Below are 23,579 nucleotides of genomic sequence, written 5' to 3'. Positions count from 1 at the left end.
TCTTAGCCCTGCAGCAGGCTAAGGCCGGGAGAAGCAGTAATAATCACCCGTGGTTAACTTAGTCAATAAAACCGTTGGCCATTAAAAAACAGCCCGCACGCTTAGCGCATAACGACGATCAGTGGTAAAGCTCAGTGCATCTGTTCTATCCCCCGCCTGATTCATTTGATACTGGGTTTTAGTTTCAGTTTTCAGCAAGTTACTGCCTTCAATACCAATTTTCCAGTTCTCGTTAATGCTGTAGTACAAGCTGGCGTCCATCATGCCGGATGCTTTGGCATAGGCTGGCACATACTCTTCAGATTCACGCAGCGTCAGCAGGTACTCAGAGCGCCAGGTATAAGCCAGCCGGAATGAAATGTCGTTATATTCGTACATACCAACGATGTTCATATTCTGATCGGAATAGCCTTGCAGCGGCAAACCACCAAATACACGGAAGGTATTACGGTTGTCTGCTATGCGGTTACCATTTTCATCAAAGCCCAACGTTCCCTCTGACACAGAGTTAGGATCTTCCAGGCCACTCTGGTCGATATAGGTGTAGTTAAACTGTAAACCCAAACCGCTCCATGCGCCTGGCAACATGTCATAGAACTGCGAGTACGAAAATTCAACGCCGCGGATAGAGCCTGAGCCGGTGTTAGCCGGGCCATAAGCCGATACATCGTAACTTTGGCCGTTGTAGGCAATATCAAGATCAAATTGCCGGTTGCGGATAATGTTATCCAGCTTTTTGTGGAAGACGCCCAGATTCAAAAATCCGGCCGGTGCAAAATACCATTCTGCCGTTAAATCCAGATTAATTGACTCTTCCGGCTCCAGATACGGGTTGCCCGCCAATGCTGTTACTTCGATATCATCCAGCCCCACCACCGGGTTATTAACTTCATCCTGATCTTGTCCCGGGGTTTGCAGGCGACGGGTGTAGTCTAAATCGAGCAGGCTGATATTACGGGCATCTACCAGGCTTGGGTAATACAAACCTTTTGACGCACCAAAGCGCACGACTACGTCATCGGTTATACCAAAGTTCAGGTTTAAGCTCGGTAATACGGTGTCGTAATCGGTGCCTTTTACCGTACTCAACTGCGATTCACCGGACGCAAGATCATAATAGCGCCGGTACTCTGCTTGCTGCATTACATTGTTAAGCGATGTGCCGGGCTCACCCCGTTTACTGGTTAACGGCTGTACAAAGGCGCCGGTAGATTCCAACTCGTAACTAACGTAGCGCAAACCAATGTTACCCTTTACCGGAATATCCAGCTCCGCAAACTCGAAATCACCGCGCAGATAAAACTCGGTACGCTTTTCATTCGATGAACTGATGTTATGCGCAGCAAATGGCCCTTCAACGCGGTTAGGTTTGTCGGTATAAGGCACATAGGTACCGGTGCAAACGCCGTTATTAGCCGCACTTAGCGTAGCGTTGTGCCAGCCCTCCTGGCAACCCTGGCGTAATGAGTTAGCATAGTTTCTCACCAGATCCATCCGCGGGAACAAAAAGTTATTAACATTACCTATCAGCACATTACCATTGTAGTAATCTGAAAAATCCACCCGCTCAAACAACTCGGGCCGGTTCACGGCAGCCGCGGCATTACGATCATTCATATCCCAGGGAGTACCAATAGCAGACCAGCCTTCATAAGCTGTATCGCGCACGGTTAAGTCTTTATCGGTGTAATAAGCCCCGGTTTTAATAACCGTAAAAACACCATCCAGCTCATAACTGAGGTCAAACTTAAAGCTGTTCGCTTTGGCGGTATTGTGCTCTTCCTGCTCCATACCACTGCCCAGAAATAAATTCGGCACCGGCCCGTTCCAATCCTGATTCGGCGACCAGCCCGGGGTCAGAATATTATCGCTGAGAAACTCAACAGTTGGGCGGGAACCGCGCATGTCCAGGAAATAGGGTGATACCACATGCACATGATTACCGCGCGTCTGGCCTGACATACTGTAGTTGTGTACCACTTTCTCAGAGTCTATGCGCTGATAATCAAAACTCAGTGCTAAGCGGTCTGTCGGTTTTAACTTCAGGTTAAATGAGGTGTCTTCAACGGTATTTTCATTGTAGTTCCAGCGGCTGCGATAGAAAAACGGCGTTTCAGGGCTAACACCAAGCGCAACACCTGAAGTGACATAACCGTTTTCTACTGTTAACGGATGGCCGTTGGCTGCATCGTCCCGCCAGTTTTGCGACGAACCCATAAAACCTCTGAAACCTTGCGCAGCCTGGCCAATTTGCCGCTCATTCCACTCTAACGAGGCTTTAGAATTAATGTGCTCTAAGGTGGCCACTATGGTGTTATCGGTATTCGCCCACTGCAAAGAGGTGGTAAAGCCGGTGCGCTTGCGATCATTTTCGGCCGTACTCATGTGAATAGCTACCGGTACGTGCCAGACACTGCCAGCAGGTTGCCCAGGCAGTGCCGGGCCATCAACCGGTGAATCAGGATCAACACCGGTAATACCGCCCCACTCATCAGTGGTTGGGATAAAAGAGTCACCGCGGGAATGGAAATTACCTAAACCAATACCATCACCACGTGATTTATATTCCGATTTAGAACCGGCAATCAGAAAACCAAATTTACCGGCTTTGGTTTCCCAGCTATCAGAAAACAGCGCAGAGAACGACGGCGTAACCTCTTCGCGAAAATCGCCATAGTTCGCTTTGGCATTAACAGATAATAACTGTTTATCAGAATCAAACGGCTTGCGGGTGATCAGATTAACCGTACCGGCAATACCACCGGAGATCAGATCTGCAGTCTGGTTTTTTACCACTTCTACTGAGCCGAGCAATTCTGCCGGGAAGTCTTCATAGCTCAGCCCCCCCCATGGGTTGGCACTAAAAGCACCACGGCCGTTGACTTCAGAGCGCACACGATCCAGGCCACGCACCAGCACGCCGGTACCTTCATCGGCATAGTGCTTTGGATCGTCAGAAGAAGCAAAGCGCTCAATAGTCACACCGGGCACACGTTGTAAGGCTTCAGTAACTGATTTATCCGGTAGTGCACCTATATCAGTGGCAGTGATAACGTCTTTAACGGTATCTGCATAACGCTTCAGGTTCTGGGCGTTATTAAGGCTGCTGCGCATGCCTTTTACTTCAATAACCTCTACCGGCTCAGTTGCCTGTGCAGCAATGACACCGCTGTCATTTTCAGGCAAAGCCTGCGCAGCAAGCCAGCATGGGCTTATACCCAGCAAAGCGGCAGTAATAGCCAGGCTTAACCGGTTTTGTTTGCTACTATACTTGTAATTATCGCTCAGTAATTCAGACATAGTTTAAGTCTCTTCTGTTCTTGTTGTAATCCATGCAACCTGTCAATCGCGTTAGCGCCGACTAAGCCGTGATGCACTTACCTTGCTCTTCCTGTTTAAAGCCGTCATTACTACCAAATATGCCAGGCTCTGATGTTACTTTGTACCACGAAGATTAAAAAGTAAACATAATTTGATGAAAAAACTACCTTATATAGCATTGAATTCTAGACAAGCACTTCTTTATTGCTTATTAATATGTTACCAAGTAACAATAAAGTGATCTGTGTTATGCGTTTAATCTGTTGCTATGCCCTGTTGTTGTTAAGCAGTATGCCGTTGTGTGCTAAAAATAGCCTTGCTGCGGTGGCATTATTGCCCTATCCCGCCGAGATTGAGCAAGCTGAAGGGTACTTTGATCTCAGGCTGGGGCTAACAATAGAAGTGCCACCAGATAACCCGATGCTACAGGCAGCAGCTGAACGTTTTACTGCCCGTTTAAGCCAAACAGCCGGTTTTGCCATTCCGCCTTTGCCCGCTGCAAATTTGCAACTACAACTTACCGGCCTACCTGCGGCAACTGGCGCCGTCCCTCAGCCGGATATGGCAGAGCAGTATTATCTGCGTGTCACTAAAACAGAGATTATGCTCAGTGCGGCAACAGAAACCGGTATTGTGCGTGGCTTGGAAACGCTGCTGCAGCTGGCTGATAACGGCAAAATTGCCGCAGTTAGTATTAAAGATCAGCCGCGTTTTAGCTGGCGTGGTTTGTTGCTGGACCCGGCGCGGCGCTTTTTACCGCTGGCGGTGTTAAAACGACAGATAGATATTATGGCGACAGCCAAACTTAATGTTTTACACCTGCATTTAACCGACGATCAGGGCTGGCGCTTTGAATCAAAGCACTTCCCTAAACTGCAACAAATTGGCGGCGCTGACGGCTTTTATACTCAGACAGAGCTAAAACAACTGGTAACTTATGCAGCAGAGCGCGGTATCAGGGTGGTACCCGAAATTGACTTACCCGGCCATACTACTGCACTTGGAGCAGCCTACCCTGAGTTTATGAGCCAGCCCGGCGCCACGGAGCCAGAGCAGCATTGGGGCGTGCATCCGGCAGTGCTGGACCCGACAAATGAGCAACTTTATCCGTTTTTGCGCCAGTTGCTGGCTGAAGTCGCCGATGTATTTCCCGATCCTTATCTGCATATTGGTGGTGATGAGGTGCTAAGCGAGCACTGGCTGGCTACGCCGCATATTGTGGCCTTTATGCAGCAACAACAGCTTGATGGTGCGCCGGCACTGCAGGCTTATTTCAACCGCCGTTTACAGCAGATTTTGCAGCAACTGGGCCGCAATATGATTGGCTGGGATGAAGTGCTGGACAGCAATGTACCAAACTCCGTGCTGATTCAGTCCTGGCGTGGCACCGAATCTTTGTATCAAGCTGCAGCCGCCGGGCATAAAGCGATATTATCAACCGGCTATTATCTTGATCAGCCTCAGTTTGCCGGTTATCACTATCGCAATGATCCGCTACCGCAAGCAACAGCAGCACCAGATCTGACCAAGCTACAACAATGGTCTGCCTGGCAGTTTAGCTTCGACCGCCTGCGCGGCAATGCTATTTCCGGTAAGTTACTGCTGCTTAGCTTTAATGATGGCGCTGTTAAAGGGGCAATTGAATTTAGTGGGCGCAAAGCAGTAATGCTCAATGATCTTGTTCTGAATGCCAACACACTCACCTTTACTGTTGACAGCTGGATGGGGCCGCTAAGTGCTCAGCTGCAGTTAGGCGCAACGCTGTCGGGGCAGCTTGTCACGGGTAATGCGCCCTATCTGGTTAACGGCCAGGCATTGGCATTACAGCAAAGCGCGGCAACCGCTCTGCCCTTTAGCCTGCAACCGATCCATGTTAACGACGCTATGCGCGCAAACATTCTGGGTGGTGAAATTACCTTATGGGCCGAGCTGGTGACACCGGATAATATTGATATCCGGCTCTGGCCCAATGGCTTTGCTGTAGCTGAACGTTTATGGTCAAGCGCAGTAATCCGCGATGAAGCCAGCCTGCACCAGCGCATGCAACGTATTAGCCAGCAGTTAACAGCAGAAGGCAGCCTGCAGCATATACAGCAACAGCGCGCGGGCTTTACTTTTTTAGCCGCTGATTATGCCGGCAGCCTTGAGCATCTGGCACAGATATTGGAACCCGCACATTATTACCACCGGTTGCACCAGAAATCAGCTGCCGGCCTTTACCATAAAGCGGCTGCGCTAAATCAGTTAGTAGATTTTTTGCCCGCCGAAAACCCACAGCTGCATCAGTTTTCGCAGGTATTACAACGCTGGCTGAAACAACAGCAAGCTTTAGATACAACCTGGCTCATTCAGCAATTACAACAATGGCAGGCTGCGGCCGCTACTGTTATAACAGCTGCCGCGGCGCCACAGTATACAAAGCTAAAGCCTTATATACCTGAGCTGCAGCAGATCAGTGCACTGTGTCAGTCGGGGCTGTTGCTGCTTAACAGTATTAGCTCACAAACACCGCTAGAGAATGTTGTGCGACAGCAAATAGCCCGACAACTACAACAGGCTGGTACTATTTCGCAGGAAATGATTATTGCGCTGCACCGCCCATTGCAGCAGTTGTTTGACTATGCCCCGCACAGCCAGGTCTGGGTACCGGCGAACACCTTTAGCGCCGCGGCTGAGGGCCCTGCAGTTGACAGCCTCGGTAACCTTTATGCAGTTAACTTTGGCCACGACAGCGCTATTAACAGCACCGCTACTGATGGCGGAACCATTGGCAAAGTGACACCGGACGGCCAAGCCAGTTTATATCTAACCCTGCCACAGGGCAGCACAGGTAACGGTATCGTGTTTGGCCCAAGTGGTAGCTTATATAGCGGAGCCATGTTTATTGCCGATTACACCGGCCATAATATTCTGCGTTACGCACAAGGTAAGCTTGAGGTATACGCGCACAATAAAGCCATGCATCAGCCTAATGATCTGGCCATTATGCAAAGCGGCGTTATCTTTGCCAGCGATCCTGACTGGGCCAATAGCAGCGGGCAGCTTTGGCGCATAGATACTGACGGCTCCAGCCAGTTGCTATATAGCAATATGGGCACAACCAACGGTATTGCCGTAAGCCCCGATCAGCAATTTTTATACATTAATGAAAGTATCCAGCGCAAAGTATGGCGTTTTCGCATCAATGCCGATAACTCGCTGAGCGATAAACACCTGTTTGCCCAATTCAGTGATTTTGGCCTTGATGGTATGCGTTTTGATAGTAAAGGCAGTTTGTATATTGCCCGCTACGGTAAAGGTACAGTGGTAAAGCTGGATAACGAAGGCCGTATCCGGCAGGAATACCGCCTGAACCATGCTCTGCCAACTAATGTCAGCCTGAGCCCGGATAACAGCACACTCTATGTCACGATACAGCAGTGCGGCTGTATTGAGCGGATACAGCTATAGCTTAGTAAATATAAGCCTAGTCAAACGGCAGCTCTGTAATGGGCCACAGTGGCCGGCACAGTTTGCGATAGCCATTACGCTTAGGATCGCTGGGGTATGGGGCGCCAGCATCCACATACAAAATTTGCGCGGCCAGCGGCGCAAAGCCCTGGTAAAAATGATTGGTGGATTTTACCAGTAACAACCTGCACTGCTGCGGCGCTATACCCAGGGCTTGGAATAAACTCGGGTCAAATGACTGGCAACGGTTGCTGTTTAAAATGACCTCAATATCGTCAAAGGCAATCAAGGCGCAATCACCCATAGGCACATTGCTATCAGCAAACTGCTGCTGTGCATTTGCCTTTAGCCTGACAACCTTAACTTCTTTGTCTATTGGCGCCCCGGCTGTGGCACAGCTTTTACCACCAAAACGCAGGGTTATTACCGCGCCCTCTCCTGCGGCAAAACACAGCTTTACGGCCATAGGATCCCAAATGGTGCCTACCGCAACCCCTGTTAGCCCGCGTGCAATGATCTGCTGCAATATCAGGGTGCCGTCTCCGGCAACACCACCGCCCGGGTTGTCCCAGACATCTGCCAGCACTGTAGTACCCTCGCTGCATTGCTGGGCTAAATCCAGTGCTGCATCAATACTATGAAACTCCGGCAAGGTTTTGCCACGAAATGAAAACAGCTCCAGACCAAGCTGTCGTGCCAATTGCTGGCCAAGTTGTGGCTGGTTATCGGTGATCACCAGTAAGCGCGACCCCATATCCGGCACATCGCCCGCCATAAAGCCGTGGATCACCGAAACAGACAACACGCCAGGCTGTTGCTCCACCTGCCGCACCTTAGCAATAAACGACTTCATCGGTTCATGGCTGGTAGGCAACACATCTATCATCCGGCAGTCAAAACTGCTCATGCAGGGTGTTATCTGCCGCTGCTCTGCGGCGACAGCAAGTTGTACCAGCTCACGCGCGCACTGCATAAAATCAAGATGTGGAAACTCTTTGAATGCAATTAACAAATTAGCTGCCTGCAGCCGCTCTGGCGTTAAATGGCTATGCGGATCCAATGTAGCGCCTATAATCACCTCCGGCCCGGCAATAGCACGGACACGTTGTAGTAAATCTCCTTCGCAATCGTCATATCCCTGTGCCACCATAGCACCATGCAAACCCAGCACCACCGCCTGCACCGGCATCGCCTCGCGCAGTTGCAGCAATATTTCATCCCGCAGTAGCTCGTACGACTGGCGGTTAAGTAAACCACCAGGCTCTGCCCAGGCACAGCTACCCTCTATTATTTCAGTACCGGCATGTGCCTGAGCATATTCACGACACGCAATTAACGGTGCACTGCACAGCGTAGGTGTGGCCGGATGCTGGCCTGGCGCCGCATAAAAACTTTGATAAAAGCTGTGTACATCAGTATACATTGGAGAGAAAGTATTGGTTTCAGTGGCCAGAGACGCCGTAAAAATACGCATAGTTCCTCGATGATTTATTGCCGCTCAGGCAGCGATCCCTGCGGGAATGTTTCAGTGACAGTTTGATATTCTTCACGTTGCGCACTGATAAGTTTCAGCGCCTCAGCCCGGCTGATACGGCACCGGGGAGTTAGCAGGCTTACAGCTATAGCTGCCGACATGGCACAGGCGACGGCCGGTAAACAGGGGTTGCCCCAGTAAGCCTGCCATTCTGACTGGCTGATCAACAGCAATGACGTGATAACAGCTCCCAGCATAGCGGCTAAGGCCCCCTGCCAGTTAAGCCGCGGCCAGAACCGGCCCAGTATTGCCACCACAAACATGCCGGACATCAGTGTCGCAATCATATTGCTGATATAGCGGATCAAATCATCTGATAACAACGCCAGTAGCAAGGCCACACCAGACACCAGCAGCACCGATAAACGGGCATATAAAATGGCTTTATCCGGCGGCGGCATAGCACCGGTGATTGCCTGATAAAAATCACGGATCAGCACCGATACTGCCGCAATAGCATCAGAGCTGGCCGACGACAGCGTGGCAGAAAGCCCGGCGAGCAGCACCAGCATCGCCAGAGACGCGGGTAATACCAGCACGGCTACAGTAGTAAAAGCAAACTGGTGATTCTCAAGTTGTGGTGCCAGTGAAAATGCCGCTATACCAATCACCGCCGGCAGTGCGGCAAAAACCAGATACAGTGCACCGGAGAAAATAAAAGATCGCCGCACAGTGCTAATACTGCGGGCAGCATAGATGCGCTGACGAAACGAAGGTGTTGCCAGCACCCCCACAGTAACAACAGCGGCCAGTGAAATTGCCGGCAACAGCGGCAACTGCTGCATCATTCCCTGTTGCCTGGCCGAGGCAACAGCTGTACCCAGCGCCATAACACCACCTGCAGCCTGCACAGCGGCATAGCTCATCAGCAAAAAGCCGGCAAATAATATCAATGCCATCAGGCTGTCTGTCCACACCACAGCGCGGTAACCGCCTATCATCACATACAAGGTAAATGCCATAGCAATTAATAGCTTGCTATAAAAAAGTTCCAGCCCTGTTGCCCAGGACAAATACAGCGCACCACCAATAATATGTGCGCCCATCCAGCCCAGTGACGCCAGAAAAATCATTACCGCACTGCAGTGTTTAACCCCAAAGTTGGCCCCGGCGTAATAACTCAGCTCTTCACTCATGGTCATAAAACGCATACGCCTGAGCGGAGCAAATAACCAGGCTGTTAATAAAATGCCAACTGCACCACCGACTCCATACAACATACCGCCCCAGCCATGCTGATAGGCATAGCCTACTGCCCCCATACTGGTGCCGGTACCAATCATAGTGGCGACAGTGGTGCCAAATGTCAGACCACCAGACACATTGCGCCCTGCCAGCAAAAAGTCTTCGCTGCTATGCTGTTTGCGTGAAACCAGATAACTTATAGTTATCATCAGCAACAGATACAGGCCAAACCCCAGCAAAAACAGGCTGCTATTCATCTCAGGCTCTGTTAGCGCGATAGCATGTCAGGTCAACTTCTACTTTGCAGTCAACCACCAAATCGGCCACCGCACAGATCCGTGCCGGTGGCGCCTCGCTGAACACCCGGCGAAACACCTGATTAAAACTGCTGAAATACCGTGCATCAGTAAGGTACACCTTTACATGCACCACATCACAAAGGCTGTAGCCCGCCTGCTGCATAATATCCAGGCAATTTTGCAGCGCCAGCTCAGATTGCTCGACAATGCCGCCCTCCACTACCTCGCCATTACGCATCGGTGTCTGGCCCGACACATACAACCAGCCTGCTGCCTCCACCGCTTTGGCAAACGGCAGTTTCTGCCCGCCGGTGCCGGTACTTTCATCCACACCATAACGCTTTATAGTCATTGCTAATTAATCTCCCAGGGGCTGACGGTCATCACCGCCGCGATGGCTGTCGAGCGATAGTTTTACCCGGCGCAATTTGTCACGCGATTTGCGTTTATTCAGCTTGGCCACTTCGGTTGCCAGCACATCAATAATGGCCAGCATGGCATAACGGGATGCGGAAGGTTTGTAGATAAAATCGGTTTCCGGCGCCTGCAAACCCAGCACAATGTCGGCATTGGCGGCAAGTTGTGAACCAGGCTTGGTAATAGCAATGACTCTGGCACCATACTGACGGGCAATAGCGGCTGAGTCGATAATCTCACCGGTGTTACCGGTTAACGAAATAGCCACAACAACATCTTGCGGTTCAACCGCCGCCGCTACCATACGTGTTAATAAACCATCCTGATAACTGCATACCGGCATGCCAAAGCGGAACAAGCGGTATTGCAGTTCCTGTGAACCAATAGACGAGCCCCCACCCATACCAATACAGAAAATCATCCGCGCATTTTGTAAATAGCTGACCGCCAGTTTTATATCAGCCTCTACCAATAACTTGCGGCTTAAGTCCAGCGTATTTTTAATGGCTTCGTACACACCCTGAATACCATCCAGATCGGGCGTTTCTTCCACAAAGCGTTGCCCTACCGCTAAGGATTGCGCCAGTTTAACCTTAAGCTGACGCACATCTTTACAATCTACCGTGCGGGCAAAACGGGTGACCGTTGCCTGGCTAACACCAGCACTTTCAGATAGCCTGGCAATGCTCATTTCACTGGCAGCTTTCACATTATCCAGTATGACCTGAGCCACTCTTTGTTCAGATTCACTCATTTCGACAAAGCGCTCTGAGATACGTGACAGAACATCTATTTCATAACTCATCGTTTTATCCATTTGCTTATGGTGTTACTCAGTAACCTTTGCTAAAGTAATATTTAAACCTAACTTAAAGGTACTTTGTACCAAAGCAACATAAAAGTAAATATCAATATGGCTTTATTACAGTAATTTACCAACATTAAAGCGATATAAATATTAACAAGCCAAGAGCACAATGTTATGAAGTACCAAAATATACCGCAAAAGTCTGCCAGCCCACTGGCTGACCAACAGCATTTAAACTTGTTGCAACAGGATATCTGCCTGCCGGCTGTTATTCTCAAACACAGTGCGCTGCTGCATAACCTGCAGTGGATGCAAAACTTTGCCGATACCAGCGGAGTGCTATTGGCTCCTCATGGTAAAACCAGCATGACGCCCTGGCTATTTCAGCAGCAACTGGCTGCAGGGGCCTGGGGTATTACCGTGGCAACGTCTTATCAGGCGCAGGTAGCCGTGCAAGCCGGTGGCAGGCGGCTGATCCTGGCCAATCAACTGGTGGGTAAAGCGAATATGGCGGTTATTGCCGCACTGCTTGCCAGCGGCAACGAAATTTATGTCTGTATCGACAATATTGATAACGCCAGCGCACTGTCAGACTTTTTCAGCGCCGAAAACCTATGCTTACCAGTGTTAATAGAGTTAGGCGTACCTGGCGGAAGATGCGGTTGTCGCACTAACCAGCAGGCTGTTGAACTGGCACAACAGCTGGCAACGTTGCCGGGGCTGAGCCTGGCAGGCATAGAGTTTTACGAAGGAGTCATTAAAAGCACGGACACCGCACGCACTGTGCGCCAGTTTGTGCAACAGGCGGCGGCGCTGGCTAAAGCCCTGTTCAGACAACAACTGCTGCAATACCCCAGAGCGCTGATCAGCGGCGCCGGCTCGGTTTGGTATGACATAGTGGCTGCAGAGCTGAAAAAAGCCACCTTACCCGATACCATGCAGATAGTGCTGCGTCCGGGTTGCTATATCAGCCATGATCTCGGTATTTACCAGCAGGCACAACAACAGGTTTTGGCCCGCAGTAATACGGCCTGCCGCTTAGACGGAAACTTACAAAACGCGCTTGAGCTGGCGGCTTATGTGCAATCCCTGCCAGAGCCGGGGCTGGCAGTGCTGGGGTTTGGTAAACGCGATGCTGCCTTTGACGCCGGCCTGCCCCAGGCCATTGCTATCTACCGTAATGGGCAATTGCTCAGCGACAAACTCAGCCAGTGTGAAACCAGTAAAGTCATGGATCAGCATGCTTTCTGGCGCTACGACAATACCGTGCAGCCTCAGGTAGGCGACATAGTATTGCTTGGTACTTCACACCCCTGCCTGACATTTGATAAATGGCGCAGCCTGTGGCTGGCAGACGATAACTACAACCTGCTGCAAAGCCTGGAAACGTGTTTTTGATTTTTAATTAAGCAGCATACCGGCGCTAAACACCGGCCCGGCCAATTGCGCCGGGTTAAGCATACATAATTGCCGGGCTTGTTCTTCACCAACCATTTGGCAACTGTGCTGGTATGCCTGCTGTAATTTAGGCGGGCGGCGTTTAACAGAGTGAGCATCGCTGGCAATAACATGATAAAGCCCCTGCTTTAACCACTGCCCGGCCAGGGCTTTAACATCAGCGCCCATATCACCGTCAAGCGCCGCGGCGGTTAACTGAAACAGGCAACCGGCTTTAATAAATGGCTTAATTTTGTCTGGTGCTGCCAGCAAATCGCGGTTTCGTTCAGGGTGCGCCAGCATCACTGTAATATCGTGCCGTGCCAGCCATGCCAAAAGTTTATCGCTACCTGCCGGAATATGACTGTGCGGCAACTCCAGTAATAACACCTTATTACCCTGATAACGGCCAATAAAAGGCATTTGTTGCTGTTCTATCAGGGGCAATATTTCCGCACCGATCCTTACCTCGGCAGCTGCTGCCAGTGTTATGTTAATACCTGCAGCACTTGCTGCCTGTTGCAGCGCTGTTATGGCTTCAGTTATCGAGGCTGCACTGTTGTTATAACGTCCGGCATGCAGGTGCGGGGTAGCCAGCATATGGCTTATGCCCTGCTGCTGTGCCAGTTGCAGCAAAGCCAGCGCTTCGGCCATATCTTTGGCGCCATCATCAACGCCGGGCAATATATGGTTATGCAGATCAAACATAATCATACCGCCTGCCGGTAACGGGTTTACACACCATAGTTAGCATAATAAGGCTCGGCTTTATTCATTTTCATCTGATTAAGCACAACGCCATACACCCGGGCATGTGCCTGATGTAATTGCCCCAGCGTATGCTGTACCAGCGGAATGCGGGTGTGATCTGCTTTTACCACCAGCACCACGGCATCGGCGTGCGGTGCTACCAGCAATGGATCGCTAACCGCCTGCACCGGCGCAGTATCAATAATAATTTTGTCGTAGCGCCCTTTTAGCTCAGTCAGCAAGCTTTGCAAGCCGTGACCGGCCAGCAACTCCATTGGGTTTAATGGTATGGCGCCAGCAGGCATTATATCAACCCCTTCCTGCACGTCTTTAACAATACATTCGTCCAGTGTTGCGGTGCGGGATAATATATTGGCTAAACCACTTTGGTACAGTGGCAAATTAAACCGTGATCCCACTGAAGGTTTGCGCAAATCGGCATCAATTAACAACACCCGCTCCAGCGCAGCAAAAGCAAACGCCAGATTGATACTCACGGTGGTTTTACCTTCCTGTGGCTGGGATGAGGTAATTTCAATGACCTGGAGTGGTTTATCCAGCGCCATTAATGATAAGGCCGTACGGATATTACGCACCGACTCACTGTAACGGCGCTGTTTCGGATCAAAATACGCCAGACTGCGCTGTTGATCGTTTTTCTTTTTAAGGCCTTTAGGCAAATAACCAAGCGCGCATTGGGCCAGTGCCTGCTCTATATCAGCAGTATTTTTAACGGTATCGTTCAGCATATCCTGTAGCAAGGCGATGATGGCGCCAAGCAACAAGGTCGAGATAAAGGTCAGCATAACAATCAGCTTTTTATTCGGCTTAACCGGCTCTGACGGTAATACAGCCCGATCAGTAAAACGGGCGATCGGGGCGTCAAAGTCGCCGGTCACTTCGGTTTCTTTTTGCCGGGCAAAAAAGCTGTCAAACAATAGCTGATTGGTTTCTACTTCGCGCTGTAAACGGCGGTAATCTGATTCAACCGAACCCAGGCTGGAAAACGCTGTTTTGGTGCGGCTAAATTGCTGCTCCAGCGAAGACAAACGTCTTTCAGCGCTTTGCGCTTCTTTTTCGATACCTTCAATAAGGCGGTTTATTTGCTGGCGCAGGCTGTTATTTACCGTTAGCAGTTCTGCTTGTACGGCAATCATTTTCGGGTGTTTAGGCCCGTACACCTTATTAAGTTCAGAATACTTACGCTCTACCGCCATAACCTCACGCTTAACGTTTTGTACCGACGGGTGCGAGGTGATTTCAGGCAGGCTTTCCAGGCCCGATACATCGTGCTGATCAAACTGACGCACCAATGCTAAAAAACCTTCGGCTTTAGCTTTTTTCGAGCGCGCATCTGTCAGCTCTTCGTTCAGCCGTTCCAGCTCACGGGCATCCAGCGCTGTTACGCCTTCTACATCAACCAGATTATGTTGTGCACGAAAGGCTTCAAGCCGGGTTTCTGATTGCTCTAAGCGCTCACGCAGCTCACCAATACGGCCACCCAGCCAACTGCTGGCTTTTTGCGTTATACCTAATCTGGCATCAAGCTGGCTGGAAATATATGCCTCGCCAATAGCATTGGCCACAGCCTGTGCCAGGCGTGGATCAGACGACTGATAGCTCAGGTTTACCAGTTGGGTTTTCCGTACCGGGTCAATTTGAATACCGCTACTAAATTTGTCCAGCCGGCGCTTATGCGTTAAAGCGCTGCTTAGTTCAGTGTCAACCGATGCCGATGCCGGCGGGCTCAACAGTGATTTAATATAGGCCTTAGCTTTATTGCTAAATGAGGGTTTGCCCTGCAGTGCCGGGTGCCCTGCCAGCGACAGCTCATTAAACACCCGTTCTGCAATAGAGCGTGATTTCAAAATTTCAAACTGCGTCAGGTAATATTCCTGCTGAGCCGAATTAAAACCATAAACCTCTTCAATTTTAATTGCTCTGGCCTGCTGCGCTTCAATCAGCAAGGTGGCAGTAGAGCGGTATATTGGTGTCATGTGTTGCGCGATACTGGCAGCTAAAATCGCACTGCTAATAGCCAGTATTAATATGCGCCATTTAAAACGGCCAATTACGCCAAACAGCTTACTGACATCAACTAATTGTTCACCGGATGCCAGCGGTTTTTCACTCGAATATACAGCCATAATCAGAAAAATCTCTGTTCGATAGTAATAGTATCACCTGCCAGAATACGGCTGCTCAGGCTGCCGCTTTCATTCTGGTTTTTGTCACCTTCACGTGAAATGCGGATTTTCTCTCTGGATGCCCGCTCAGTCATGCCACCGGCCAACGCAATAGCCTGGTTTACCGTCATACCCGGTTGATATGGGTAAGCACCCGGCTGTTTTACTTCACCGTGAATATAAAACGGCCGGTATTCCACCATGCCAACAAAGACGTTAGGTTCAACCAGATAGTCGCCTTTAAGGCCCTGATAAATTAATGCTTCAACCTGTTTGATGCTTCTGCCACTCAGCTGTAATTTACCCAGAAACGGATAGTTTATTGTGCCGCTATCGGTCAGCCGGGTTTGCAACTCCAGATCTTCCTGCCCATACACCTTAATCACGATAAGATCACCAGGCCCCAGCACATACTGTTCTTGTGCACTTAATGGCCAGCCAATAAACAAACAGAATAATACGGCGGCAATAACACGATTTGACATCTTGATCCTCATAACGCGAGCTGCACAGCAAAAAACACTTCATTTTTGTCAAATTCAATGTTTGCCTGCGAAGAATTGTTACGGTGTAGCCGGATACCGGCATTAAGCAACAACTGCGGTAACAGCGAGTATTTACCACTTAATTGGTAACTGGTTAGCCTGTCACGCCGGTCAAAGCCGGTGTAATCATCGTTTGTCCGTCGTACGCCAAGGCTGCTGCTGAACAACGGCTGCCACTGGTGATTCCAGAACAGGCTGTAATGGGTTTCTTTAACAAAATCACCCTGTGTATCAGGCTCTTTTGATTGTCGGCCAGTACTGAGATTAAAACGTGAGTAGCTCAGTGGCGCCCACTGCACCGCCATCTCCCATGCGAGACCAGAGAAATCCTGCCGCTGCGGGTTATCAAACTGCCGGTTCTGGTAGCCTAACCGCAGCTCTGCTGAGGTCAGCTCACTGGGTTGCCAGCGGGCGCCTAAACGGTAATTCATGGTGTCGCTATCCCGGCTGCCGCTGATATCGGTATTATCATACCGGGTGTGTAAACGGCTGATTTCAGTGATAAGGCGGGTATTGGCACCAGTGTTGTAATACAGCTCGGTGCCCAGTTTGATACTGTGGTAAGTACGAAACTGTGTCAGCGCTTCGTAGTTGCGGTAATCTTTATCGTAGTACGCAGTGAGTAAACGCAACCGGGTACGGCTGCTTTTGGCACCATATTCATAGGCGCCTTGTACACTCAACAGGCGCAAATCAGCCGGTTCTGTAAGGTTGTTACCCTGCCCTTCAGTAATGCCGGTACCTCTGGCTTCGTGTGCGGCAGCGTAACGGCCTTTAACGTCAAACCGGTGCCGGTCCGACAATTCCACTAACGCTGCTGTGCTGAAATTCCAATCCAGGTAGCTATCATCACTGCTGCTAAGATAGCTACCCGATGCCAGCTCCAGTGCAGCCTGATACTCATTGGGGCCCGATAACAACTGCGCAGTCAGCTTAGGCGTTAACAACGAAATCCAGCTGCTGCGCTCAGCCTCGGGTGCATTGGCAATATTGTCATCATGGCGCAGCTCAAAACGCAGCTCCGGAATAAAATCAATGCCAGACTCAGTTCTGATGGCATTGCGTACCAGCTCCTGTGCAGATACATCTATACTGCCAAACAACATCACCGCCAGCACTGATCGACACAAGATCACATTACAGTACATCTGTCTTCCTGTTAGTACGCATTTTTATCAACAAAGCCTTTAAATACCGTCTTAAACACAATCCGCACATCAAAAAACAATGACCAGTTGCGAATGTAATCCAGATCGTATTTTACCCGCATTTCCATTTTTTCCAGTGTGTCGGTTTCGCCGCGCCAGCCGTTGATCTGTGCCCAACCGGTAATACCAGGACGCACTTTGTGGCGTAACATGTAATAAGCTACCTGCTTGCGGTACTCTTCATTGTGCGCCACCGCATGAGGTCTTGGCCCGACAACCGACATTTCTCCCAGCAGTACGTTGAAAAACTGCGGTAGCTCATCCAGCGAAGTACGACGTAAAAAGGCACCTACAGCAGTCACACGGCTATCATTGCGTTTGGCCTGCGTTACTGCGCCGCCATTTTCCATCACTTTCATCGAGCGGAATTTATATACACCAATTCTCTTACCGTCCAGGCCATAACGATCCTGACGAAACAATACCGGCCCTTTGGACGTGAGCTTAATGGCTGCGGCAATCATCAGCAGCAGCGGCGAAATAAGTAACAGCACAGTGCCGCTGAACAGTATATCGAAACTACGCTTGTAAAAGCTCTGAAAACCAAACATAGGTGACTCAAACACACTGATAGTATCAATGCTGCCGACATTACCAATACGGGCATGCATCAGGTTTTTAAACAAGAAATCCGGTACTATCAACACATCAGAAGTGGTGTCTCCCAAACGGCTGATAATGTCTGCAATGCGTTTTTCGGCCATCATAGGTAAACAGATATAAATTTTTACCAGTTTGCCGGCGCGGGCCATTTCTACTGCATCTTCCACGCTGCCCAGCAGCGACTCTGTTGGCAGGTCATCCACACGCTCTGGCGGACGATCATCAAAAAAGCCGATACAGTTAAAACCCAGTTCAAAGTGTTGTTCGATTTCGTTATGCAGTGCTAACCCAGACGGGGTTAACCCTATAATGGCCACCTGCTGCAGGCTTAAACCACGTTTACGGCGCCAGGTTTTTATTGCCCGGGCCGATACCCGCCATAACACCAGCACCATTAAGCCACCGAGGTACCAGCTCACTAAGGCCAGACGCGAAAAGCTCTCGGCTTCTTTTAACAAAAACAAACCGGCGACAATTAATAAGAATGACACAGTGTGAATAGTGGCAACATGCATCAGCATGTGGGAAAACCTGCCCGCCCGCCACGAGCGGTAAAGCTGCACTGATTCGGCCAGGTAGGAATATATTGCCAGCGAAACGCTGAGCAATATCAAATAGTCTTTATCAAGAGGTACACCGTACAGATGCATACTGGCGAGAAACACGCCGCACAAAATCATCAGATCAATAAAACGGTATACCACTGATGAGCCTGGTTGCTCATAACGTAAGATTGAATTAGTCATCTCTGGTGCTCCGCATTCGCTGTTGTAGAAAGCAAAAGTCACAAGCCGGTACGGCTGGCTATTCACTTTGCTATTCTTACTAAACTACTGCGTCTGTGTTGCCTGTTACAAACGAACATTTATAACCCGTTAAGTTAGAAAAATTCACCCGTAATTAATACTTTATTAATAGATTGGTTCACTTTTCATTCAGTCACGGCATGCTATTAGTTCAACTTTTGGCAGGTGTTTTGCTGCTCAGATCACAAAATAGCAACACTGTCATGATCAGGGCAGCACTGAGCATAATGGTTTTGCCTGATATACCGGTGCCAGAGCTCCAGGCGATAAAAGCATATAGCCATGGAAACAGTAATAACGGCGACAAGCGCTGATATAACTGCTGCAGGCAATAATATACTGCATACAGTAACAACGCCGATAGCACTGCGCCATAAGTAAGCAGTAACGCAATCCAGCCTATTTCAATGCCATAGCGCGAGCCAAACAGCAGCACTTTACCCGACAAACTGCGATCAATATCCCCCAGCAGCAGGTTCAGCCAGGACGTATCCAGCATTAACTCAATCGCAATCAACCGGGTGGATGCACTGCCCTGATCATCTTCGAGCCGGCTAAGCACCGGTTCAAGTAAACCAATGCTGTACGCCAGATAAAACAGTAACGGCAGTAACAATAACGATGACAACAAATACAACAACGCCCGCTGGGTCAGCATGCGCCGCTGCATACTTTGCACAGCTTTGAGGATGAGCAATAGCAAAATAACTATTACCGCCGCCAGAATAGAGCCACGCCCGCCAAATAACGGCAACGCAGTTAATAACAGCAAAGCCGTTGCACTCTCAGCTAAACTCACTCTGGCAAACAGTGCTCTGGTAACATAACACACCAGATAAAAGCCACTTAACATAGTGCTGATTAACGGATGACCAAGCAAGCCGGCGGAGCGGATTTGCCCCCACTCTGAGGTGTCAATCACCTCACCGCTGGCAGCATCAGTCAGCACCAGAGGTGCAATTAAACCACCACCGGCATATTCATACATGCCTACCAGGGCATTGGCCGACAACAACAGCAATAACCACGATCTCAGTTGCAGCAGCCGGCCCGGGCTAAGCGCCTTTAGCAGTAAAACAAATAACGCAGCGCTGACATAACTTACAATAGCCGACGATAGGGGCCGTCCCAGCAACACATCGTGCAGTAATAAACACAATGCCGCGCCAAAAAGCAGAAAGTGGCTGCGTACAGTAAACAAATAATACAGTTGCGCCACCCCGCCCTGATACAGCGTCCAGCTGGCCAGCGACAATAACAGCAGATAAAACGACGGGTGAATTTTGTGCAACGGATTGCCACCCGGCGAATCATAAAAGATACCGGCCTGATACAATACATTGCCCGACAAACTAAACAGCGCCACTATTGCAAGCAACAGCAGCATAAAACTCAGTGCCGGCATTTGCCTTTGCATAGTTAACCGGCTCCTGACTGACGCTGGCGGATAAACCCGGCCACGTCAGCACGAAACAACAACAACATCACGGCAATATAGGATAAAGCTCCGACGCCAATTTTCAGCAATAGTGACGTTAAAGGCTGCGCTGCATCCACTTTTTGTACCAGCAGATACATCACGCCTACCGCCAGCAGCATTTTTATAATACTCAGGTAAGGCAGCGTTACACGTTTAGTGAGCAGCAGCCACAAGCCAATAACAGTAATACCCAGTGCTAACGCCATTGTACTGGCCATAGCGCCGCCTTTAATACCCATAGCGCTGACCAGAAAGTAACTTAGCACTACAGCGGTCAACGCCATAGCCGCATCGTAGCCCAAAATGGCACCGGTGCGTTTGCGAATAAAAAAGTAATGGTTTAAATAACCGTTTTTAATCGCCTCAATACCCCCGGCCAGCAATGCCCATGGCATAACCAGTAAGGCTGCATCAACAAACCGCTGTTCCACCAACAGCGGAATAAGCACCGGCATTACTGCATATAAGCCCACTAAGCCCGGTAACAACACCAACAGCAACAACAGCAGGTTTTGCTGCAGCTGCGCCACAGCTGCCGGCTCTCCTTTTTCATGTACCAGTTTAAACAATAAGGGTAACGCAGCGGGAGTCACCATCATGGTGATCAACGAAGCAATACGCAGGCCAAGACCAACGCCGACCGCATACAGGCCGGCTTGTTCCAGGCTCATGCTGCTGGCAATAAAATAACGTGGGTATTGCAGAATAAGCCAGGCAAACAAGGCCGAACCTATCATCGGAAAACCATAGTGCAACGCCTGCAGCACAGTGCTGCGGTTAACAGACCAATGCCGCCAGCTCGCACTGCTGCGCCGGTATGCCAGAATACTGGCCAGCATTTCGCCCAGCACATAACCCAGCAGCGGATAAATTGGATCAGCACCAAATTGCTGCAACAAAGCTACACCAATAAAAAGCCCGACAAAAGGCCCCACAGTGGTAAGAATGGAATAGCGCACTATTTGCTGCTCCAGCGACGCAATAGCAGCGTTAAAATTATTGCTGGCCCTGAACATGGCATAAAGCGCCACTAATATACAGGTTGTTAAACTGGCAGCCTGGTCAATAAATAGCAGCAGATTTATCAGCGCGGCAATAACCATCAGTACAGACGAAATAGCGATAACACTGCGCGAACTTTGCCAGAATGCCGGCAGATTATTCTGTTGTTTAAAAGTGCCGTACTCGCGCATGGCGTAGTGCATCCACCAATTGACAAACATCGCCATCGCCAGCTCCTGAAACGCTGTGATTAACGTGATATAACCAATTAGCTTTTCATCACCAAAGTACGTCCACAAAATAATGGACAGAAATTGCGACAGCGGCGCCAGCACCTGGGAGGGTAAATATTTAAGCGTATTAGACAACAACATTATCTGGCAGCCTTAACACGAACGACACCGGGTTCAAAACAGTAGCGCAATAACACTACCCGACGGATAAACCAGCCCGCAGCAATCGACAACACTATGCTGCCGAGCAAAATTGCCAGCTGTAATAATACCCCGCCCGAACCTGCCAGACGTTGCAACACTTGCTGCAAAAACACATGAAAGATCAGAATATACAGGCTGTAACGGCCGCACAGAATAAAAGCATCGCTTAGCAGTGGCAGCTTGCTAAACAGTAAAGACCACTGCAGCAACATAAAGCAGCCGGTAACTATAATAAATGGCAACCAAAGCGGCGGCGTATATAAACGCAAATTAAAATCGACAGCTGCGCTGAAGGCAAATACCAATACTGCAAATAACCCCGTCAGCATTAGCAGCAGTAACGGGCTAAAACGAGCCTGGGTAAACTGCTGTTTCAGCAAATACCCCAGCGTAAAATAGCCCAGCGACAGCGGTAAAAAATCCGCGCCCCACGGCAGGCCACTGCGTAACAGCAACGATGTTGATTGCGAAAACTGCGGCTGAAAGTAGCCCAGCACCACGCCTGAGAGTACCAGCCACACCAAAACAAGACTAAACTGCTGAGTGCGTTTTAACGCAGTAAAGCCGCCGGGGCGCAACAACAGTGCCGCCGAGGTATAGAGTAAAAACAAATGCGGTAAAAACCATAGCGGTGTCCAGGCAATGGTTTGGCCGTTGCCGTACAGTACACCGGCCATATAGGCAGCAAAATCGCCTCCCGACAGCCACTGCTTAATACCTATAGCCGTTAAAACAAAAAAATACGGCGTTAAAAGCGCAATACTTTTTTGTCTGCTGTAGTGCAAGATATTAGGCTGCGAGCTGAAAAACAGCCCGGCCAGCAAAAAGAAAAACGGCATTCTGACCACACCCAACGCATCTGTTGCGGCATGCATATCTGCCAGTGCACTGTGGCCAAAGGCAACCAGCACTATACTAAGCCCCCTGGCCAGGGCGATATGTGGATAATGCGGCTTTGGCAAAGGTTTAGCGAGCATTTCAGCCATGGCGCGGTATAGCCAGCGTTGTTGCCAGCGCCTGATACGCCGGTTTGGCACGCATATCGCGGTCAAAAGGTAATACTCTTACCAACCGTTCCTGCCGGCCCTGATAAAACGAGTATTTGTCACTTAATTGCCAGGTTTGTACCATTTCTATTATTGGGTTTTGCAGGACTTCCTGTAAAAAATCCCGGTATGTACTGGCAACCTGCTGATCCCTTTGGGTTTCATCATCGACAAAGCTCTGATCATTCACATCAAGCTCAGTAATATAAACCGGCAACTGGCGTTGCTTTAACTGTTCAACTAACTGCAAAAATGCGTCCATGTCCAGGTTGCCCGGTGCCAGATGGCACTGCAGGCCAATAGCGTCAATAGGTGTCCCTTGATCAAGCAGCTTATCCAGCAATGGCAAAAAGGCAGAGCGCAGGCCGCGGCCCCAATGATCGGCGCGATCCAGCCAGGCTTCATTTAGCACCCGCTTTGCCGCAGGATCGGTACGCGCAGTAACATCAAAAGCGCGCTTTATGTAATCTGGCCCCATTGCGCGTAACCAGGGCCCTGCGCGTAAACCAGATTCGCGGTTATGGCCCGGCCACATCGGCTCGTTTATCACATCCCAGGAATGAAATTGTCCGGCATAGCGGCCAACCACCTCTTCAATATGCCGATCGAGCCAATATGCTACCCGGCTGTCGGATGCCTGCTTCAGCCAGTCCGGGTTCCACTCGTTCCAAATCAATGTATGGCCCCGTACCGGTATGCCTGCTGCACGGGCAAAGGCCATTAACTGATCTGTTTTGCTGTAACTGATCTCACTTTCGCGCCACCTTAAGGTGCCAAATTTAAACTGATAATCTGTGGTCAATATACCGCAATGATGTTTAAGCAAACTGCCGTACTGCGGATCGTTAATTGATGCCATATCAAAGGCGCTACCAAATAAGCGCCCTGCGGCACTGGCAATCTGGTTGAGCGATGTCACCTCTGTACCTGGCAGTAACGCTGCTGTTGTGCTGTTGCCTGGCAGTGTTGTTGCAGGCTTTGCCAGGCAGGCTGGCATTGCTGCCACCACACCAAGCCCAAGCAGGCTCTGTACAAACTGTCTGCGCGATAACATAACAATATTCC

16 protein-coding genes are annotated in these 23,579 nt (G+C 49.9%); 2 read left to right on the top strand and 14 right to left on the bottom strand.

What is annotated here, in order from left to right; genetic code table 11:
* Positions 1-81: 81 nt before the first annotated feature.
* On the bottom strand, positions 82-3,300 hold the full coding sequence (locus tag BLW68_RS10040) for a TonB-dependent receptor (RefSeq protein ID WP_092792898.1): 3,219 nt from the start codon (positions 3,298-3,300) through the stop codon (positions 82-84).
* Between the two features lie 270 nt (positions 3,301-3,570).
* Between BLW68_RS10040 and BLW68_RS10035 the strand changes: the two genes are divergently transcribed.
* Complete coding sequence (locus tag BLW68_RS10035) at positions 3,571-6,771, top strand: family 20 glycosylhydrolase (protein WP_177172205.1); 3,201 nt, start codon at positions 3,571-3,573, stop codon at positions 6,769-6,771.
* A 16-nt stretch (positions 6,772-6,787) separates the two neighbouring features.
* On the opposite strand, the gene BLW68_RS10030 is transcribed toward BLW68_RS10035, so the two are convergent.
* The 4 genes from BLW68_RS10030 to BLW68_RS10015 are packed head-to-tail and all read right to left on the bottom strand — an operon-like array spanning position 6,788 to position 11,011.
* A complete protein-coding gene (locus BLW68_RS10030) occupies positions 6,788-8,245 on the bottom strand; it encodes a M81 family metallopeptidase (protein WP_092792895.1) in 1,458 nt (485 codons plus the stop codon).
* Between the two features lie 14 nt (positions 8,246-8,259).
* Positions 8,260-9,747, bottom strand: a complete 1,488-nt coding sequence (locus tag BLW68_RS10025) for a sodium:solute symporter family protein (protein ID WP_092792893.1) — start codon at positions 9,745-9,747, stop codon at positions 8,260-8,262.
* Between the two features lies 1 nt (position 9,748).
* Entirely contained in the window at positions 9,749-10,141 is a 393-nt protein-coding gene (locus tag BLW68_RS10020) for a RidA family protein (RefSeq protein ID WP_092792891.1), read from the bottom strand.
* A gap of 6 nt (positions 10,142-10,147) precedes the next feature.
* On the bottom strand, positions 10,148-11,011 hold the full coding sequence (locus BLW68_RS10015; RefSeq protein ID WP_092792889.1) for a MurR/RpiR family transcriptional regulator: 864 nt from the start codon (positions 11,009-11,011) through the stop codon (positions 10,148-10,150).
* A 177-nt stretch (positions 11,012-11,188) separates the two neighbouring features.
* Between BLW68_RS10015 and BLW68_RS10010 the strand changes: the two genes are divergently transcribed.
* Complete coding sequence (locus tag BLW68_RS10010; protein WP_092792887.1) at positions 11,189-12,412, top strand: amino acid deaminase; 1,224 nt, start codon at positions 11,189-11,191, stop codon at positions 12,410-12,412.
* A 3-nt stretch (positions 12,413-12,415) separates the two neighbouring features.
* Here the strand turns inward: BLW68_RS10010 and BLW68_RS10005 are convergent, their stop codons facing one another.
* The 9 genes from BLW68_RS10005 to BLW68_RS09965 form a co-directional block, all read right to left on the bottom strand.
* On the bottom strand, positions 12,416-13,159 hold the full coding sequence (locus BLW68_RS10005) for a tyrosine-protein phosphatase (RefSeq protein WP_092793039.1): 744 nt from the start codon (positions 13,157-13,159) through the stop codon (positions 12,416-12,418).
* Between the two features lie 26 nt (positions 13,160-13,185).
* Positions 13,186-15,348 carry a GumC family protein gene (locus tag BLW68_RS10000; RefSeq protein WP_092792885.1) on the bottom strand — a complete coding sequence of 721 codons (2,163 nt, stop codon included), beginning with the start codon at positions 15,346-15,348 and terminating at the stop codon, positions 13,186-13,188.
* A 2-nt stretch (positions 15,349-15,350) separates the two neighbouring features.
* Positions 15,351-15,872, bottom strand: coding sequence for a polysaccharide biosynthesis/export family protein (locus tag BLW68_RS09995; RefSeq protein WP_092792884.1), 522 nt, complete (start codon positions 15,870-15,872; stop codon positions 15,351-15,353).
* An 8-nt stretch (positions 15,873-15,880) separates the two neighbouring features.
* Positions 15,881-17,080: an outer membrane beta-barrel protein gene (locus BLW68_RS09990; RefSeq protein ID WP_092792882.1), complete on the bottom strand. Its 1,200-nt coding sequence runs from the start codon at positions 17,078-17,080 to the stop codon at positions 15,881-15,883.
* 11 nt (positions 17,081-17,091) lie between these two features.
* Positions 17,092-18,489: an undecaprenyl-phosphate glucose phosphotransferase gene (locus BLW68_RS09985; RefSeq protein WP_092792880.1), complete on the bottom strand. Its 1,398-nt coding sequence runs from the start codon at positions 18,487-18,489 to the stop codon at positions 17,092-17,094.
* A gap of 211 nt (positions 18,490-18,700) precedes the next feature.
* Positions 18,701-19,966: a VpsF family polysaccharide biosynthesis protein gene (locus tag BLW68_RS09980; RefSeq protein ID WP_092792879.1), complete on the bottom strand. Its 1,266-nt coding sequence runs from the start codon at positions 19,964-19,966 to the stop codon at positions 18,701-18,703.
* A gap of 2 nt (positions 19,967-19,968) precedes the next feature.
* Positions 19,969-21,405: a lipopolysaccharide biosynthesis protein gene (locus BLW68_RS09975; RefSeq protein WP_092792877.1), complete on the bottom strand. Its 1,437-nt coding sequence runs from the start codon at positions 21,403-21,405 to the stop codon at positions 19,969-19,971.
* Entirely contained in the window at positions 21,405-22,454 is a 1,050-nt protein-coding gene (locus BLW68_RS09970; RefSeq protein ID WP_092792875.1) for an acyltransferase family protein, read from the bottom strand. Before BLW68_RS09970 ends, BLW68_RS09975 begins: the two co-directional genes overlap by 1 nt.
* Complete coding sequence (locus tag BLW68_RS09965) at positions 22,447-23,568, bottom strand: endo-1,4-beta-xylanase (protein WP_092792873.1); 1,122 nt, start codon at positions 23,566-23,568, stop codon at positions 22,447-22,449. The genes BLW68_RS09970 and BLW68_RS09965 overlap by 8 nt, the downstream gene beginning before the upstream one ends.
* Positions 23,569-23,579: the final 11 nt, after the last annotated feature.

Origin of the sequence: Rheinheimera pacifica (genome assembly GCF_900108485.1) — a bacterium.
Classification (GTDB): Bacteria; Pseudomonadota; Gammaproteobacteria; order Enterobacterales; family Alteromonadaceae; genus Alishewanella; species Alishewanella pacifica.
Note: the sequence above shows the minus strand (reverse complement) of the source record. Positions and strands in the feature narration are given on the sequence as shown.

Bases quoted from the DNA above. Each gene is read 5' to 3' on its own strand.
- BLW68_RS10020 (WP_092792891.1), bottom strand. From the start codon at position 10,141: ATGACTATAAAGCGTTATGGTGTGGATGAAAGTACCGGCACCGGCGGG.
- BLW68_RS09970 (WP_092792875.1), bottom strand. From the start codon at position 22,454: ATGGCTGAAATGCTCGCTAAACCTTTGCCAAAGCCGCATTATCCACAT.
- BLW68_RS09965 (WP_092792873.1), bottom strand. From the start codon at position 23,568: ATGTTATCGCGCAGACAGTTTGTACAGAGCCTGCTTGGGCTTGGTGTG.
- BLW68_RS09980 (WP_092792879.1), bottom strand. From the start codon at position 19,966: ATGCAAAGGCAAATGCCGGCACTGAGTTTTATGCTGCTGTTGCTTGCA.
- BLW68_RS09990 (WP_092792882.1), bottom strand. From the start codon at position 17,080: ATGTACTGTAATGTGATCTTGTGTCGATCAGTGCTGGCGGTGATGTTG.
- BLW68_RS09995 (WP_092792884.1), bottom strand. From the start codon at position 15,872: ATGTCAAATCGTGTTATTGCCGCCGTATTATTCTGTTTGTTTATTGGC.
- BLW68_RS10015 (WP_092792889.1), bottom strand. From the start codon at position 11,011: ATGAGTTATGAAATAGATGTTCTGTCACGTATCTCAGAGCGCTTTGTC.
- BLW68_RS10005 (WP_092793039.1), bottom strand. From the start codon at position 13,159: ATGTTTGATCTGCATAACCATATATTGCCCGGCGTTGATGATGGCGCC.
- BLW68_RS10000 (WP_092792885.1), bottom strand. From the start codon at position 15,348: ATGGCTGTATATTCGAGTGAAAAACCGCTGGCATCCGGTGAACAATTA.
- BLW68_RS10030 (WP_092792895.1), bottom strand. From the start codon at position 8,245: ATGCGTATTTTTACGGCGTCTCTGGCCACTGAAACCAATACTTTCTCT.
- BLW68_RS09975 (WP_092792877.1), bottom strand. From the start codon at position 21,405: ATGTTGTTGTCTAATACGCTTAAATATTTACCCTCCCAGGTGCTGGCG.
- BLW68_RS09985 (WP_092792880.1), bottom strand. From the start codon at position 18,489: ATGACTAATTCAATCTTACGTTATGAGCAACCAGGCTCATCAGTGGTA.
- BLW68_RS10010 (WP_092792887.1), top strand. From the start codon at position 11,189: ATGAAGTACCAAAATATACCGCAAAAGTCTGCCAGCCCACTGGCTGAC.
- BLW68_RS10040 (WP_092792898.1), bottom strand. From the start codon at position 3,300: ATGTCTGAATTACTGAGCGATAATTACAAGTATAGTAGCAAACAAAAC.
- BLW68_RS10025 (WP_092792893.1), bottom strand. From the start codon at position 9,747: ATGAATAGCAGCCTGTTTTTGCTGGGGTTTGGCCTGTATCTGTTGCTG.
- BLW68_RS10035 (WP_177172205.1), top strand. From the start codon at position 3,571: ATGCGTTTAATCTGTTGCTATGCCCTGTTGTTGTTAAGCAGTATGCCG.